Source organism: Pseudomonas sp. PB103 (assembly GCF_009764635.1).
Taxonomy (GTDB): Bacteria; Pseudomonadota; Gammaproteobacteria; order Pseudomonadales; family Pseudomonadaceae; genus Aquipseudomonas.
In genome coordinates this window covers 47,697-62,452 of sequence record NZ_RWIL01000049.1, presented here as the reverse complement: position 1 = coordinate 62,452, position 14,756 = coordinate 47,697, and the positions used below count along the sequence as shown (strand labels likewise).

Here is a 14,756-nt window from a genome sequence, read left to right as displayed (position 1 = left end):
CCTCCGACTCACGCTTTGTGATACATCGGTGAGAACTCAAACAGGTCCTCGTTGAGCCAGCCCGCAGCGCGCAGAGCGTCGAGGGGAGCGTCATGTTCGCTAAGCGCTTTAGCCTCTGAGTTTTCCACAGCAGTAGCAATCGGCGATGGGTGATCTTTCGCAAAAATGGTCGGAGATGGGTCTACCGGCTTCTCACGGGATACAACGCTTCGAAGCAAGGTGAGGCGATCCTCTCGTGCCAATCCATCGAAAACCATCATTTCGCTCAGCTGATCCTCAATCGGCAGCAAATCGTCAAACTGTCGCATCCGCTTCGGATCACGGCTACGCAGAGCTGAAAGGGCTGGCTTTAGAATCTGCATTTTTGAGTTGCTTACCTTCACCAGGATCTCGGCAGTCAAACACTCCGAGCCACTCTGGACCGCATAACGCTGACTCAATACCAGCAGCTTGACCAGGAAATCCGTGACGCCTTGAGTGTGCTCATACAGCGTGTCAAAAATCTCGTCGGTCAGCTCAGCCGTCTGTTTGCACCACTGATAGCTCCAGAGATTTTCGACCAACAACCGCCACTCCTCATCATCCTTTTCGAATCGTTTGAATTCGAGCGTACCAGCACCACAAACTCGGCGGGCAGTCCGCATGGCTTCTGAGAACAGGCTAATCGTCGAGTTCGTGCCACTGAAAACCACCGGGATACCGATGTTGTTTACCAAGTGCAGGAAAAAATTCAGCATGCTCTCCTTACCACCGGTTTTCGCCAGGTGGAGGTTTTGCAGCTCGTCGATCAACAAGGCGCCGATGAAAAACGTGCTGGCCACCTGCTCCATCTGTTGCAGCGCATCATTGATGTTTCGATGCCGGTAGCGCTTGTGGTAGTCCTTGTCTCCTAGAGCGTCTCCAACCGCATAAAAAAACTGCTGGCAAAATCCAGCCAGCGATCCATCCCGAGGGCAGTCAAGCTTCAGCCATGTGATTTGGGTATGAACAAACTGCTTTCCCTCATAGCGCTCATGACGGATTGTCTGTGGATAAAGGCTCAAGATGGCGTGGAGTGCCGTTGACTTGCCAATGCCGCTCAGGCCGACGACCGTAAACGTTTCTGCAGTGGACTTGAACGCATCGTGGTAACGCTGAGCTCCCGATAAAGAATGCAAATGCCGGACGGTAGCGGGCGACATCGGGTTACGCCCGACATACCCTCGACGGATGAGCAGTGAGAACAGGGCCTCCAGTTCCAGATGTAGCAAGAACGGCTGTACGACGGTTCTCAGCCTGTCGATACAGTGAATTCGAGTGGCTCCTTCGAGCGTCAGCTCTTTCGGATCCACCGGCTGAGGAAAGTTCGAAATCAGTTCAACAGCCGCCGCCTCCGACAATATCGGAGGCAAAGCTTCGATAAGCGGGTTACCCGCATACTCACTAATGTCCTGTCTGACGTAATTGGCGAACGTCTGTGCACCTTTCATTTTGCCTGTCCTGGCCGAATTCTTTTGAGCAAATCGATAACCTGCGCAGTCCGCTCGCCGGCATATGAATCATGCGCTTTCGGTGTCAATTCAGATTGAAGTGAAGCTGGCTCCGCCCTAACGCCTTCAGGAACAACCGCATTTTCACGCTCACGGAGACGTTCTTCTGCGCGGTTCTCGCGGATGTTTCCAGTGGCCTCTGCCTTGGTGGGCGGAGCAGGTTCCAGTTTTCGTTCTGCGAGTGCATGACTGATGATCTGGTGGACCTGATCGCTAAGCTGCACACGGCTTTCCAGCTCGGCTCGCCGGCGAGTAGGCGGTTTTTGGCGATAGGCTTCGAGCAGATCAAAAATCTCGTCCGAGCGGTAATTCGCGTAACCGGCATCCGATCGTCGAAGATCACAACGGATAAACTGCTTGGCCTCTCCCTGAATCCAAATGTGTGCCGCCGAGTTCGGATCGAACCAACACTCTATTGACCAAACGCCCCCTTTGCGAGCCTTGGCAAACCAATCTTTCTCTATGGCCATATCACACACGTAGTGCATGCCGCGAAACATAACCCCACCCTTTTGAACGGTCGCGCGCTCGCGAGGCAAGAGATGGAGGTAAACCAGCTCGTCAGGACGTTTGTTGGATTCGATCAGGTCGTTGTCGCAGGCCCAATTCCATATCCCGTTGGGTGTAGGTTCAACGCCGTCATTCATCATCGCCTGCGTCAGTCGTTCAGGCTGTCGATGGTGCCCGTTATAGTGGAGTACGCACTTGATGAGGATTTGGGTGAACTCTTTGAGATTCAGCGTGGCATCGAGCCGGTAATCTCGCTCGCCTCGCTCTTTGTCTCGCGCTGCTACCCCGCCAGGTAGCCATCTGATACCCGTCAAATCATTCAAAATGCCAAACCGACTTTCCACCATAGGCTTCCAATCCGGCCGATAAGGCGGAGCAGTGCCCATCTCAATTCCCAATCCTGACGATAGCCCCTCTGCTGCGAGTGACAGCATCTCTCCTCGGTCGGCGTAAATCTGGTGGGGCAGGTGGTGACAATTCCAATCATCTGCATTGATTTCGACGCCGTTCTGAGCGCAGAACTCGACTTTGGAGGTAAACGCGTTGAACAGCGCTTGCCTGGCCCCATTCCAACTAGGGCCCTCCAATCCTACATAGAGACCAGCAATCATTCCGGAGAAGCTATCCACAACGATATAAACTACGGGCCGGCCAATGAGCATCCGCCTGGAGTAGCTGTTGACCAAATAAATATCGGCAATAGTCGCGTCGATCTCGAACTGATGACAGGGTCCACGCAGCCAATCGCGAACGGTACCTGAAAGCGGACGGCAGTCCTTTAACCATCTCCTCAATCCTTTACGGCCACGCTCGGTTGCAATCTCGTCGAAAAAAATCTGTCCCCAATATTGGAACTGCCTCAAGCTGGGGAGTTCTGAACCAGGCAACAAACGAAGCTCTTCTTCACTGTTTTTAGAGATGTCTCGAACAGAGTAGAATCGTCTCAACATTTCGTCATATGCGCTCGAAATAGATGATTTCTTATCTCTTACATAAAGAGCATATCCAACACGGATGCATCGTTTATCAACTGCACTGAGCATCTTGGAAGGCGAAGTAAGAACGCCTTGAAATTTAGGCTTTCGCCCTGGTGGCCTGCTCGGATCATATTTTCTATCGGCAACCCCTACTGCCGTATAATTGTTAAGCAATGAGTTGCGAACTTGACCATAAAACCAATAGCGGTAAAGAAGTCGATAGATCGTTTTCCGCTGGATTCCGAGCTCTGACGCCCGTTTGCTAACAAGTCGGCCTAACTCACCTCGTACAAATATTTGTCCTGGGTATTCAGGATCTAGCAGAGGGGCGATGACGGCCCACTTTTCGTCCCGGCCTTGCTTGGCTCTCTCATCCAACTGTTCCTCAAGCACAAGCATGAACTCGGGCGTGGCAATGGCTGCTGGTTTGGTGTGACCAGACGCTAACGATCGACGAAGCTCCTCCAGACCCACAGCGTATGGCTGCCGGGGTGGGTCAGATAGATCCATCACAACTGCTAAGTCATGCGTTTCATCTTGGTAAAGGAGCCTGGCTATCGTAGCGATGACCGACAGATCGGTTACAGGCTCGAAAACGTCATTAACGAGAACAGTCATGACATTTTCTCCTTCAACGATACTTGGACAGGGCTCGGTGAAACTTCGAAGCCAGGAACTAGACCAGTAAGGTGGAGAGGAGTGTTAACCAAATCGATTTTCAGTATCTTGTTCCAAACCAGATGAAAGAAAATTGCTTGAGCGTCTATATAGGAAATGGACAGAAGTGATGCTATTTTTCTTAGACAGGTGGCCAAGGTCCACGAATATTCCCGGCTGTTTACAAGGCACTCGATAAAATTCGAATGCAACGGCGCTTTCATTAAATCACGAGAGAGCTTCGAGTACCTCCTGATTAGTCCAAGATTTTTAATCAAATCTCGTGTAAAAAACTCGTCTGTTACGATTTTCCAATCAACACCTTGGCTTTCCCAAAAACGCTTTTCAATTTCAAGTTTTTCAAGCGTTCTTTTACTTCCGTTGCCAATTAAATCTGAACGATACTTCACCGTCCTAGCTACCGATTTGAAGTTTCCGCTCGGGTCCTTAACAGTTAACAGGAAGTCTGTTGTCATCACATAAGGCAGTGTTGTTCTAGGGTATCTTGGATAGCGTACATCGATCGCCGACGCTATCGCTTGCGCACGCTCTGTGGGTAGTAAAGGGTATTGCTCCCGGATATCCACGACGTCTTCAGAAAATTCACACACAAGGAAGTAGGAACGCTCGAGATCTGACAGGAGGTGATGAATCCTCTCGATCTTCACACCTTGAATCTTGTGCGAACGACCTATCGACGGGACATCTTGTACCCGCAGCCAAGGCACGTAGCTTGCCCCGGCGCCTTCGCCAAATCCATTTGCAATGTGCCGTTCAATGTCCTGCTGTGATGCAAATTTACGACCTCGCAACCCACGCCTCCTCAGTCGATGCGGACCGCTTCACCTCGCGTCGAGAAAAAGTCGTAGAAGGACACGACCGCCAAAGCGGCCGCATTCAAAACATTTTCCAGACTACACCCGCTGAAAGTTGAAGCGATGAATCCAGACCAAAGGGAAAGCCTGGAAAGGAAAACCCCCGTAGATACGGGGGTTTGAGCCTTGTGTCAATCTATGTTCATGCGTGTCAAACTTTATTGTTTTGTGTCAATCTTTATTGTTGAAAACCAGGCGGTTAACTCAGCTGTGGATAACTTACTCCACGGTCACCGACTTCGCCAAATTACGCGGCTGATCCACATCCGTGCCTTTCAGCACCGCAACGTAGTACGACAGCAACTGCAGCGGAATCGTGTAGAGGATCGGCGAAAGGATGTCGTGGATGTGCGGCATTTGCACCACGTGAGTACCTTCACCATTGGTCATCCCGGCTTTTTCGTCGGCGAACACGATCAGTTCGCCGCCACGGGCGCGGACTTCCTGCAGGTTGGATTTGAGCTTTTCCAGCAGTTCGTTGTTTGGCGCGACGGTGACCACTGGCATGTCGTTATCCACCAGCGCCAGCGGGCCGTGTTTCAGCTCGCCGGCCGGATAGGCTTCGGCGTGGATGTAGGAGATTTCCTTGAGCTTCAAGGCACCTTCCATCGCGACCGGGAATTGCGCACCACGGCCGAGGAACAGGGTGTGGTTTTTCTCGGCGAACAGTTCGGCGATTTTTTCCACGGTGCTGTCCATCGCCAGCGCTTCGCCGAGGCGGGTTGGCAGGCGACGCAATTCTTCGACCAGTGTGGCTTCAACGCCTTTGTCCAAGGTGCCGCGCACCTGGCCCAGCGACAGAGTCAGCAGCAGCAGGCCGACCAGTTGCGTGGTGAAGGCTTTGGTCGAAGCGACGCCGATTTCGCGACCGGCCTGGGTCAGCAGGGTCAGGTCGGATTCGCGCACCAGCGAACTGATGCCGACGTTGCAGATCGCCAGGCTGGCGAGGAAACCCAACTCCTTGGCGTTGCGTAGCGCGGCCAGGGTGTCGGCGGTTTCGCCGGATTGCGAGATGGTCACGAACAGGGTGTCCGGCTGCACCACGACTTTGCGGTAGCGGAATTCGCTGGCAACTTCGACCTGGCACGGAATGCCGGCCAGTTCTTCCAGCCAGTAACGGGCGACCATACCAGCGTGATAGCTGGTGCCACAGGCAACGATCTGCACGTTGCGCACTTTGGCGAACAGCTCGGCCGCTTGTGGGCCGAACGCCTGAACCAGCACCTGATCATTGCTCAGGCGACCTTCGAGGGTGCGCTGGACAACGGCCGGTTGCTCGTGGATTTCTTTGAGCATGTAGTGGCGGAATTCACCTTTGTCGGCGGCTTCGGCACCGTCGGTGTATTGCACGGTCTGGCGCTCGACCGCATTGCCGTCGACGTCCCAGATCTGCACGTTATCGCGGCGAATTTCGGCGATATCACCTTCTTCCAGGTACATGAAGCGGTCGGTAACCTGACGCAGCGCCAGTTGGTCGGAAGCGAGGAAGTTTTCGCCCAGACCCAGGCCGATCACCAGCGGGCTGCCACTGCGCGCAGCAACCAGACGATCCGGTTGCTTGGCGTTGATCACGGCCAGACCATAAGCACCGTGCAATTCCTTGACGGTCGCTTTGAGTGCGACGGTCAGGTCTGGCTGATCCTTGAGTTTGTGGTTGAGCAGATGGGCGATGACTTCGGTGTCAGTGTCCGAGGTGAACACGTAACCCAGCGCTTTCAGTTGTTCGCGCAGGGCTTCGTGGTTCTCGATGATGCCGTTGTGCACCACGGCGATGTCGCCGGAGAAATGCGGGTGGGCGTTGCGTTCGCACGGTGCGCCGTGGGTGGCCCAGCGGGTGTGGGCGATACCCAGACGACCCACCAGTGGATGCTCGGCCAGTGCCGCTTCGAGTTCACTGACCTTGCCCGGACGGCGCATGCGCTCGAGAGTTTCCTCGCTGGTGTAGACCGCTACACCCGCGCTGTCATAGCCGCGGTACTCGAGGCGCTTGAGGCCTTCGAGCAGGATGGCGGTGATGTTACGTTCAGCCACTGCGCCGACAATTCCACACATGCTTATTTCTCCTGACTGACAGCCGCGCAAATCAAGTTGATACCGCGGGCCTGTATCTGATCGCGTGCCTCTTGGGGCAGGCGATCATCGGTAATTAGGGTATGGACGCTGCTCCATGGCAGTTCCAGATTGGGAATCTTGCGGCCGATCTTGTCGGCCTCGACCATGACGATGACTTCCCGCGCCACGTCAGCCATGACCCGGCTCAAACCGAGCAGCTCATTGAAGGTCGTGGTGCCACGCACCAGATCGATGCCATCGGCACCGATGAACAACTGGTCGAAGTCGTAAGAGCGTAGTACTTGCTCGGCGACCTGACCCTGAAAGGACTCCGAATGCGGGTCCCAGGTGCCACCGGTCATCAACAGCACCGGCTCGTGTTCGAGTTCGCTCAGGGCGTTGGCAACATGCAGAGAATTGGTCATCACCACCAGACCCGGCTGTTGACCGAGTTCTGGGATCATCGCAGCGGTAGTGCTGCCGCTGTCGATGATGATGCGCGCGTGCTCGCGAATGCGTTTCACCGCTGCGCGGGCAATCGCCTGCTTATATTTGGAAATGCTTTGCGCGGTTTCCGCGACCAATTCCTGCGGCATGGTGATCGCCCCGCCGTAACGGCGCAGCAGCAGACCATGACTCTCCAAGGCAGCCAGATCCTTGCGGATCGTAACTTCAGAGGTTTCGAAGCGCTTGGCCAACTCATCCACACTGACTTCACCCTGCTCATTGAGCAAGGCAAGGATGTTATGGCGGCGCTGGGGCGTATTGCGTTTCGACATGACGACCTAAGTTTCGATTCGAAAGATAACGGAAGCAATCAAAACCTATCAGCCACAAATCGTCAACCCGCCAGACAAAAAAAAACGCAGCCATCGACAGGTCCCATGTAGGAGCTGCCGAAGGCTGCGATCTTTGGATCTTTAAAGCGCTGTGGATAACTCAGCCCTTCTTGATCTTCTCCGGCCGTTTCCAGCCATCAATGTTCTTCTGCCGCGCACGCCCTACCGCCAATTGCGCGTTATCCACATTCTGCGTAATCGTCGACCCAGCCGCCGTGGTAGCACCGTCAGAGATATCCACAGGTGCAACCAACGAGTTGTTGGAGCCAATGAACACGTCCGCGCCCAACACGGTTTTCCACTTGTTGGCGCCGTCGTAGTTGCAGGTGATGGTGCCGGCGCCAACGTTGGTGCGCGCACCGATTTCCGCGTCGCCCAGATAGGTCAGGTGACCGGCCTTGGCGCCCTCGCCCATGTGCGCGTTCTTCAATTCAACGAAGTTACCCACATGCGCACGCGCTTCCAGTACGGTGCCCGGGCGCAGACGCGCGAACGGACCGGCATCGCTGCCTTCGCCGAGGATGGCACCTTCGATATGACTGTTGGCCTTGATCACCACGCCTTTACGCAGGGTGCTGTCCTTGATCACACAGTTCGGACCGATCACCACGTCATCTTCGATGACAACATTGCCTTCGAGAATCACGTTGATATCGATCAGCACGTCGCGACCCACGGTCACTTCGCCACGCACATCAAAGCGCGCCGGATCACGCAGGGTCACGCCTTGCGCCATCAAACGGCGACCGGCGCGCAACTGATAATGACGCTCCAGCTCGGAGAGTTGCTTGCGATCATTGGCGCCCTGCACTTCCATCGCATCGTGCGGTTGCTCGGTGGCCACCAGCAGACCATCGTTGACCGCCATTTCGATCACGTCGGTCAGGTAGTACTCGCCCTGAGCGTTGTTGTTCGACAGGCGGCTCATCCAGTCGGCCAGACGATTGGCCGGGACGGCGAGAATGCCGGTGTTGCCCTCGGTGATCGCGCGTTGCGCTTCGCTGGCATCTTTGTGCTCAACGATTGCCGTGACTTTGCCATCGGCATCACGAACGATGCGGCCATAGCCGGTCGGGTCATCCAGCTCAACGGTGAGCAAGCCCATTTGCCCGGGCACGACTTGCTTGAGCAGACGTTGCAGGGTTTCGACTTCGATCAGCGGTACGTCACCGTAAAGGATCAGCACAGTGTCGGCAGTAATGAACGGCACAGCCTGGGCGGTGGCGTGGCCGGTGCCCAGTTGCTTGTCCTGCAGGACAAAATTCAGATCGTCGGCCGCCAGGCGTTCACGCACCACGTCGGCGCCATGGCCGATGACCACATGAATGCGCTGTGGATCAAGTTGACGGGCGCTGTGGATAACATGGCCCAACATGGAGTTGCCGGCAATCGGGTGCAACACCTTCGGCAGGGCCGAACGCATACGAGTGCCTTGACCGGCCGCGAGGATAACGATTTCAAGAGACATGACTGGCTACCAATCCTGGGTGGTCAGCAACTGCGACCGGGTTGTAAAAATCGGAAAAGAAAAAAGGGTAGCCGAGGCTACCCTTTTTTATCAATCGCACAACAAGCGGCTGACGGATTAACCGCCAAACTTCTTGCGGATCTGCTGGACGGTGCGCAGCTGAGCTGCAGCCTCGGCCAGACGTGCTGATGCAGCGCTATAGTCGAAATCCGCGCCTTTTTCGTGCAAGGCATTCTCGGCAGCCTTGAGAGCTGCTTGAGCCTGAGCTTCATCCAGATCGGCGGCACGTTGCACGGTATCGGCAAGCACCTTGACCATGTTCGGCTGAACCTCGAGGAAACCACCGGAGATGTAAAACACCTCGGGTTCCCCGCCTTGCTTGATCAGGCGGATAGGACCTGGCTTCAGATTAGTGATCAGCGGCGCGTGACCCAGAGCGATACCAAGATCACCCAGTGCACCGTGCGCAATCACCATCTCGACCAGGCCGGAAAAGATTTCCCCTTCCGCGCTGACGATATCGCAATGGACTGTCATAGCCATCTGATTGCCTCAACCTAAATTAGCGCCCGTTGCCGGGCGCCGGGATTACAGTTTCTTGGCTTTCTCGATCGCTTCTTCGATGCCGCCAACCATGTAGAACGCTTGTTCTGGCAGGTGGTCGTAGTCACCGTTGAGGATGCCTTTGAAGCCAGCAATGGTGTCTTTCAGGGAAACGTATTTACCCGAAGCACCGGTGAAGACTTCAGCCACGAAGAACGGCTGCGACAAGAAGCGCTGGATCTTACGAGCACGGTTTACCAACTGCTTGTCGGCTTCCGACAGCTCGTCCATACCCAGGATCGCGATGATGTCCTTCAGCTCTTTGTAACGTTGCAGAACGTACTGAACGCCGCGAGCGGTGTCGTAGTGGTCCTGGCCGATTACGTTCGGGTCCAGCTGGCGCGAAGTCGAATCCAGTGGATCTACTGCTGGGTAGATACCCAGGGAAGCGATGTCACGGGACAGAACGACGGTGGCGTCCAAGTGGGCGAAGGTGGTCGCTGGCGACGGGTCGGTCAAGTCATCCGCAGGTACGTATACCGCTTGGATCGAAGTGATCGAACCTTCCTTGGTCGAAGTGATACGTTCTTGCAGAACGCCCATCTCTTCAGCCAGGGTCGGCTGGTAACCTACTGCCGAAGGCATACGGCCCAGCAGTGCGGATACTTCAGTACCGGCCAGGGTGTAACGATAGATGTTGTCGACGAACAGCAGAACGTCGTTACCTTCGTCACGGAACTTCTCGGCCATGGTCAGGCCGGTCAGTGCTACGCGCAGACGGTTACCCGGCGGCTCGTTCATCTGACCGTAAACCAGTGCCACTTTGTCCAGAACGTTGGAGTCCTTCATCTCGTGGTAGAAGTCGTTACCCTCACGAGTACGCTCACCCACACCGGCGAACACGGAATAACCGCTGTGCTCGATGGCGATGTTACGGATCAGTTCCATCATGTTTACGGTTTTGCCTACACCGGCACCACCGAACAGACCGACTTTACCGCCTTTGGCAAACGGGCAAACCAGGTCGATAACCTTGATGCCGGTTTCCAGCAGGTCGTTGCCGCCTGCCTGTTCAGCGAACGAAGGCGCTGGACGGTGAATGCCCCAACGCTCTTCGGTGTCGATCGGGCCAGCTTCGTCGATCGGGTTACCGAGGACGTCCATGATCCGGCCCAGGGTCGCTTTACCGACCGGTACGGAGATGGCTGCGCCAGAATCGGTAACTTCCAGACCGCGCTTCAAGCCCTCGGTGGAACCCATCGCAATGGTACGAACCACGCCGTCGCCCAGCTGTTGCTGAACTTCCAGAGTGGTGCCGGCATCGCTTATTACTTTCAAAGCGTTGTAGATGCTCGGTACGCTGTCGCGTGGAAATTCCACGTCGATAACGGCGCCGATGATTTGAACGATACGTCCGCTACTCATAGCTGGATCCTCTGAATATTTGAACCGTTAAACCGCGGCAGCGCCGCCGACGATTTCCGAGATCTCTTGGGTGATCGCAGCCTGACGCGCCTTGTTGTAGATCAGCTGCAAATCGCTGATCAAATCACCGGCGTTGTCGGTAGCGTTCTTCATCGCGATCATCCGCGCAGCTTGTTCAGCCGCGTTGTTCTCGACCACCGCCTGGTAGACCTGCGACTCAACGTAGCGGACCATCAAGCCGTCAAGCAGCTCTTTGGCATCCGGTTCGTAGAGATAGTCCCAGTGGTGCTTGAGATCCTGATCCGGGGTGGCCACCAGTGGAATCAACTGCTCCACGGTAGGCTGTTGCGTCATGGTGTTGATGAACTTGTTGGACACCACGGACAGGCGATCAATACGGCCGTCCAGGTAGGCATCCAGCATCACCTTGACGCTGCCGATCAGATCATTGATCGACGGCTCTTCACCCAGGTGGCTGATAGCTGCAACGACGTTACCGCCGAAGTTACGGAAAAAGGCCGCACCCTTGCTACCAACGACACACAGATCAATCTCGACGCCGTTTTCGCGGTTTACCGCCATGTCCTTGACCAGGGCCTTGAACAGGTTGGTGTTCAAGCCGCCGCACAGACCACGGTCACTGCTCACGACGACATAACCGACACGCTTGATGGCGCGATCGATCATGAACGGGTGGCGGTATTCCGGGTTGGCGTTGGCCAGATGCCCAATAACCTGGCGGATACGCTCCGCATAAGGACGGCTAGCAGCCATGCGCATTTGTGCCTTGCGCATTTTGCTGACCGCCACTTTTTCCATGGCGCTGGTAATCTTTTGCGTGCTTTTGATGCTCGCAATCTTACTGCGAATCTCTTTTGCGCCTGCCATGTAACACCTATCAGGTTAGCAAGCGGGAGCCTCGCGGCTCCCGCTGCGGCTTACCAGGTTTGGGTGGCCTTGAACTTCTCGATACCGGCTTTCATGCCAGCGTCGATTTCGTCATTGAAGTCACCTTTAACGTTGATCTTGGCCATCAAATCGGCGTGATCGCGGTTGAAGAAAGCGATCAGCGCTTGTTCGAAGCTGCCGATCTTGGCGATTTCAACGTCAGTCAGGAACCCACGCTCAGCGGCATACAGCGACAGCGCCATGTCAGCGATCGACATTGGTGCGTATTGCTTCTGCTTCATCAGCTCGGTAACGCGCTGACCATGCTCAAGTTGCTTACGGGTCGCTTCGTCCAGGTCAGAAGCGAACTGGGCGAATGCCGCCAGTTCACGGTACTGAGCCAGAGCGGTACGGATACCACCGGAGAGCTTCTTGATGATCTTGGTCTGAGCGGCACCACCCACACGGGATACCGAAACACCGGCGTTCACTGCAGGGCGGATGCCCGAGTTGAACATGGCCGATTCCAGGAAGATCTGACCGTCGGTGATCGAAATCACGTTGGTCGGAACGAACGCGGAAACGTCGCCAGCCTGGGTTTCGATGATCGGCAGTGCGGTCAGCGAACCGGTTTTGCCGGTCACTGCGCCGTTGGTGAACTTCTCTACGTATTCTTCCGAAACGCGGGATGCGCGCTCCAGCAGACGGGAGTGGAGATAGAACACGTCGCCTGGGTAAGCTTCACGGCCTGGTGGACGGCGCAGCAGCAGGGAAATCTGGCGGTAAGCCACTGCTTGCTTGGACAGATCGTCATAAACGATCAGCGCGTCTTCACCGCGGTCGCGGAAGAATTCACCCATGGTGCAACCGGAGTACGGTGCCAGGAATTGCAGCGCAGGAGATTCCGAAGCACTGGCAGCCACGATGATCGTGTTGGCCAGGGCGCCGTTTTCTTCCAGCTTGCGAACCACGTTGGCGATGGTCGATTGTTTCTGACCGATTGCTACGTAGACGCAGAAAATGCCGCTGTCTTTCTGGTTGATGATCGCGTCGATCGCCAGAGCGGTTTTACCGATCTGACGGTCACCGATGATCAGCTCACGCTGGCCACGGCCGACAGGGATCATGGCATCGACAGCCTTGTAGCCAGTCTGTACAGGCTGGTCTACCGACTTACGCCAGATCACGCCCGGTGCAACTTTCTCGACCGCGTCGGTCTCGGTGTTGCCCAGTGGACCTTTGCCGTCAACAGGGTTACCCAGTGCGTCGACTACGCGACCCAGCAGTTCCTTACCAACAGGAACTTCGAGGATGCGGCCGGTGCACTTGGCGCTCATGCCTTCAGCCAGAGACTGGTAAGCGCCCAATACAACGGCACCTACGGAGTCTTGCTCCAGGTTGAGGGCCATACCGTAGACGCCGCCCGGAAACTCGATCATCTCGCCGTACATTACGTCGGCCAGACCGTGAATCCGCACGATGCCGTCAGATACGCTGACGACAGTGCCTTCGTTACGGGCTTGGGAGGTCACATCGAGCTTGTCGATGCGGCCCTTGATAATTTCACTTATTTCGGAAGGATTGAGTTGCTGCATTGCTCTGCTGCCCCTTCAAACTCAAGATTTCAATGCTTCGGCAAGTTTCGCGATTTTGCCGCGAATCGAGCCATCGATAACCAGGTCGCCGGCGCGGATAACGACACCACCTATTAGGGCAGCATCCTCCGCAACTTGCAGGCGCACTTCCCGGTTGAGTCGTGCACTGAGAACCTTGGCGAGTTTGTCTTGCTGTTCTTGGTTCAATGCGAAAGCACTGGTCACTTCAACGTCTACCGACTTCTCTTGTTCGGCCTTGTACAGGTCGAAAAGAGCGGCAATCTCCGGCAGAAGCGGGAGACGGTCGTTTTCGGCAACGACGTTGATGAAGTTCTGTGCCTTGGCATCAAACTTGTCGCCGCACACGTCAATAAACGTGGCGGCCTTTTCTGCGCTCGTCAGTCGCGGGGCCTTGAGCACGCGCTGCATGGTGTCATCTTGTGACACCGCTGCAGCCAGGCCGAGCATGGCTGACCAATTGGCCAGTTGCTGGTGGGCCTGAGCGTGCTCGAAGGCCGCCTTAGCGTAAGGTCGGGCCAACGTGGTCAGTTCTGCCATGATCGCCCTCGCTTAGATTTCAGCAGCCAGTTGGTTAACCAGCTCTGCGTGCGCGTTTTGATCGATTGTGGCACCCAGGATCTTCTCGGCGCCGCCGACAGCCAGCATACCCACTTGGGCGCGCAGCTTGTCTTTGACACTGTTCAGTTCCTGTTCGATCTCGGCTTGAGCCTGAACCTTCACACGGTCAGCGTCGACACGGGCCTTTTCAACGGCCTCTTCGACAATCTGGTTACCGCGTTTCTTGGCTTGCTCGATGATTTCAGCTGCCTGAGCTTTCGCTTCGCGCAGTTGCTGACCCGCTTTTTCTTGGGCCAACTCCAGGTCGCGAGCTGCTCGGCTGGCAGCGTCCAGACCATCAGCGATCTTCTTTTGACGTTCGTGCAGGGCAGTGATGACCGGAGGCCATACATACTTCATGCAGAACAGTACAAAAATCAGGAACGCAACGGACTGGCCAATCAGGGTCGCATTAATGTTCACGCCAACACCTCGCAGTTACGTTGTCCATCACATCAAATTACTCGGAAGAATCCGGGTAATTAGCCAGCGATCTGACCAACGAACGGGTTCGCAAAGGTGAAGAACAGAGCGATACCAACACCGATCATGGTTACGGCGTCGAGCAGACCGGCAACGATGAACATTTTAACTTGCAGCATTGGAACCATTTCTGGCTGACGCGCTGCGCCTTCCAGGAACTTGCCGCCCAGCAGGCCGAAACCAATTGCGGTACCCAGTGCGCCCAGGCCGATCAACAGTGCAACAGCGATAGCGGTTAGACCAACTACAGTTTCCATCTTTCCTCCCGACTTTTACGTCGTATGGTTTAGGTTTTTT

At 55.5% G+C, this 14,756-nt stretch carries 13 protein-coding genes; all 13 read right to left on the bottom strand.

Annotated features, from left to right (window positions below):
- Window positions 1-8: 8 nt before the first annotated feature.
- The 13 genes from EJA70_RS09085 to atpE all read right to left on the bottom strand — a co-directional run bounded on the left by EJA70_RS09085 (window position 9) and on the right by atpE (window position 14,716).
- Window positions 9-1,469, bottom strand: a complete 1,461-nt coding sequence (locus tag EJA70_RS09085) for an ATP-binding protein (protein WP_019816907.1) — start codon at window positions 1,467-1,469, stop codon at window positions 9-11.
- Window positions 1,466-3,634 (bottom strand): Mu transposase C-terminal domain-containing protein, encoded by a 2,169-nt coding sequence (locus EJA70_RS09080; RefSeq protein WP_158830528.1) that lies wholly within the window; start codon window positions 3,632-3,634, stop codon window positions 1,466-1,468. Before EJA70_RS09080 ends, EJA70_RS09085 begins: the two co-directional genes overlap by 4 nt.
- A complete protein-coding gene (locus tag EJA70_RS09075) occupies window positions 3,631-4,485 on the bottom strand; it encodes a TnsA endonuclease N-terminal domain-containing protein (protein WP_024014928.1) in 855 nt (284 codons plus the stop codon). Before EJA70_RS09075 ends, EJA70_RS09080 begins: the two co-directional genes overlap by 4 nt.
- A 282-nt stretch (window positions 4,486-4,767) precedes the next feature.
- Entirely contained in the window at window positions 4,768-6,600 is a 1,833-nt protein-coding gene (glmS, locus tag EJA70_RS09070) for a glutamine--fructose-6-phosphate transaminase (isomerizing) (RefSeq protein WP_158830527.1), read from the bottom strand.
- A gap of 2 nt (window positions 6,601-6,602) precedes the next feature.
- A complete protein-coding gene (locus tag EJA70_RS09065; RefSeq protein WP_008084428.1) occupies window positions 6,603-7,379 on the bottom strand; it encodes a DeoR/GlpR family DNA-binding transcription regulator in 777 nt (258 codons plus the stop codon).
- A gap of 160 nt (window positions 7,380-7,539) precedes the next feature.
- The gene (gene glmU, locus EJA70_RS09060; RefSeq protein ID WP_158830526.1) at window positions 7,540-8,907 is read right to left on the bottom strand and encodes a bifunctional UDP-N-acetylglucosamine diphosphorylase/glucosamine-1-phosphate N-acetyltransferase GlmU; all 1,368 of its coding nucleotides are present in this window, start codon (window positions 8,905-8,907) and stop codon (window positions 7,540-7,542) included.
- Between the two features lie 117 nt (window positions 8,908-9,024).
- On the bottom strand, window positions 9,025-9,450 hold the full coding sequence (locus EJA70_RS09055; RefSeq protein ID WP_008084424.1) for a F0F1 ATP synthase subunit epsilon: 426 nt from the start codon (window positions 9,448-9,450) through the stop codon (window positions 9,025-9,027).
- A gap of 45 nt (window positions 9,451-9,495) precedes the next feature.
- Window positions 9,496-10,875 carry a F0F1 ATP synthase subunit beta gene (gene atpD / locus EJA70_RS09050; RefSeq protein ID WP_008084423.1) on the bottom strand — a complete coding sequence of 460 codons (1,380 nt, stop codon included), beginning with the start codon at window positions 10,873-10,875 and terminating at the stop codon, window positions 9,496-9,498.
- Window positions 10,876-10,902: 27 nt separating this feature from the next.
- A complete protein-coding gene (atpG, locus tag EJA70_RS09045; RefSeq protein ID WP_008084419.1) occupies window positions 10,903-11,763 on the bottom strand; it encodes a F0F1 ATP synthase subunit gamma in 861 nt (286 codons plus the stop codon).
- A 50-nt stretch (window positions 11,764-11,813) separates the two neighbouring features.
- Entirely contained in the window at window positions 11,814-13,358 is a 1,545-nt protein-coding gene (atpA, locus tag EJA70_RS09040; protein ID WP_158830525.1) for a F0F1 ATP synthase subunit alpha, read from the bottom strand.
- Between the two features lie 21 nt (window positions 13,359-13,379).
- Window positions 13,380-13,916 carry a F0F1 ATP synthase subunit delta gene (locus EJA70_RS09035; RefSeq protein ID WP_007911956.1) on the bottom strand — a complete coding sequence of 179 codons (537 nt, stop codon included), beginning with the start codon at window positions 13,914-13,916 and terminating at the stop codon, window positions 13,380-13,382.
- Between the two features lie 12 nt (window positions 13,917-13,928).
- Complete coding sequence (locus EJA70_RS09030) at window positions 13,929-14,399, bottom strand: F0F1 ATP synthase subunit B (RefSeq protein WP_008084415.1); 471 nt, start codon at window positions 14,397-14,399, stop codon at window positions 13,929-13,931.
- 59 nt (window positions 14,400-14,458) lie between these two features.
- Window positions 14,459-14,716, bottom strand: a complete 258-nt coding sequence (gene atpE / locus EJA70_RS09025) for a F0F1 ATP synthase subunit C (RefSeq protein ID WP_003097235.1) — start codon at window positions 14,714-14,716, stop codon at window positions 14,459-14,461.
- Window positions 14,717-14,756: the final 40 nt, after the last annotated feature.

Excerpts from the sequence above, each read along its gene's own strand:
- EJA70_RS09085 (WP_019816907.1), bottom strand. The coding sequence starts at position 1,469 with ATGAAAGGTGCACAGACGTTCGCCAATTACGTCAGACAGGACATTAGT.
- EJA70_RS09080 (WP_158830528.1), bottom strand. The coding sequence starts at position 3,634 with ATGACTGTTCTCGTTAATGACGTTTTCGAGCCTGTAACCGATCTGTCG.
- glmS (WP_158830527.1), bottom strand. The coding sequence starts at position 6,600 with ATGTGTGGAATTGTCGGCGCAGTGGCTGAACGTAACATCACCGCCATC.
- EJA70_RS09065 (WP_008084428.1), bottom strand. The coding sequence starts at position 7,379 with ATGTCGAAACGCAATACGCCCCAGCGCCGCCATAACATCCTTGCCTTG.
- glmU (WP_158830526.1), bottom strand. The coding sequence starts at position 8,907 with ATGTCTCTTGAAATCGTTATCCTCGCGGCCGGTCAAGGCACTCGTATG.
- EJA70_RS09055 (WP_008084424.1), bottom strand. The coding sequence starts at position 9,450 with ATGGCTATGACAGTCCATTGCGATATCGTCAGCGCGGAAGGGGAAATC.
- atpD (WP_008084423.1), bottom strand. The coding sequence starts at position 10,875 with ATGAGTAGCGGACGTATCGTTCAAATCATCGGCGCCGTTATCGACGTG.
- atpG (WP_008084419.1), bottom strand. The coding sequence starts at position 11,763 with ATGGCAGGCGCAAAAGAGATTCGCAGTAAGATTGCGAGCATCAAAAGC.
- atpA (WP_158830525.1), bottom strand. The coding sequence starts at position 13,358 with ATGCAGCAACTCAATCCTTCCGAAATAAGTGAAATTATCAAGGGCCGC.
- EJA70_RS09035 (WP_007911956.1), bottom strand. The coding sequence starts at position 13,916 with ATGGCAGAACTGACCACGTTGGCCCGACCTTACGCTAAGGCGGCCTTC.
- atpE (WP_003097235.1), bottom strand. The coding sequence starts at position 14,716 with ATGGAAACTGTAGTTGGTCTAACCGCTATCGCTGTTGCACTGTTGATC.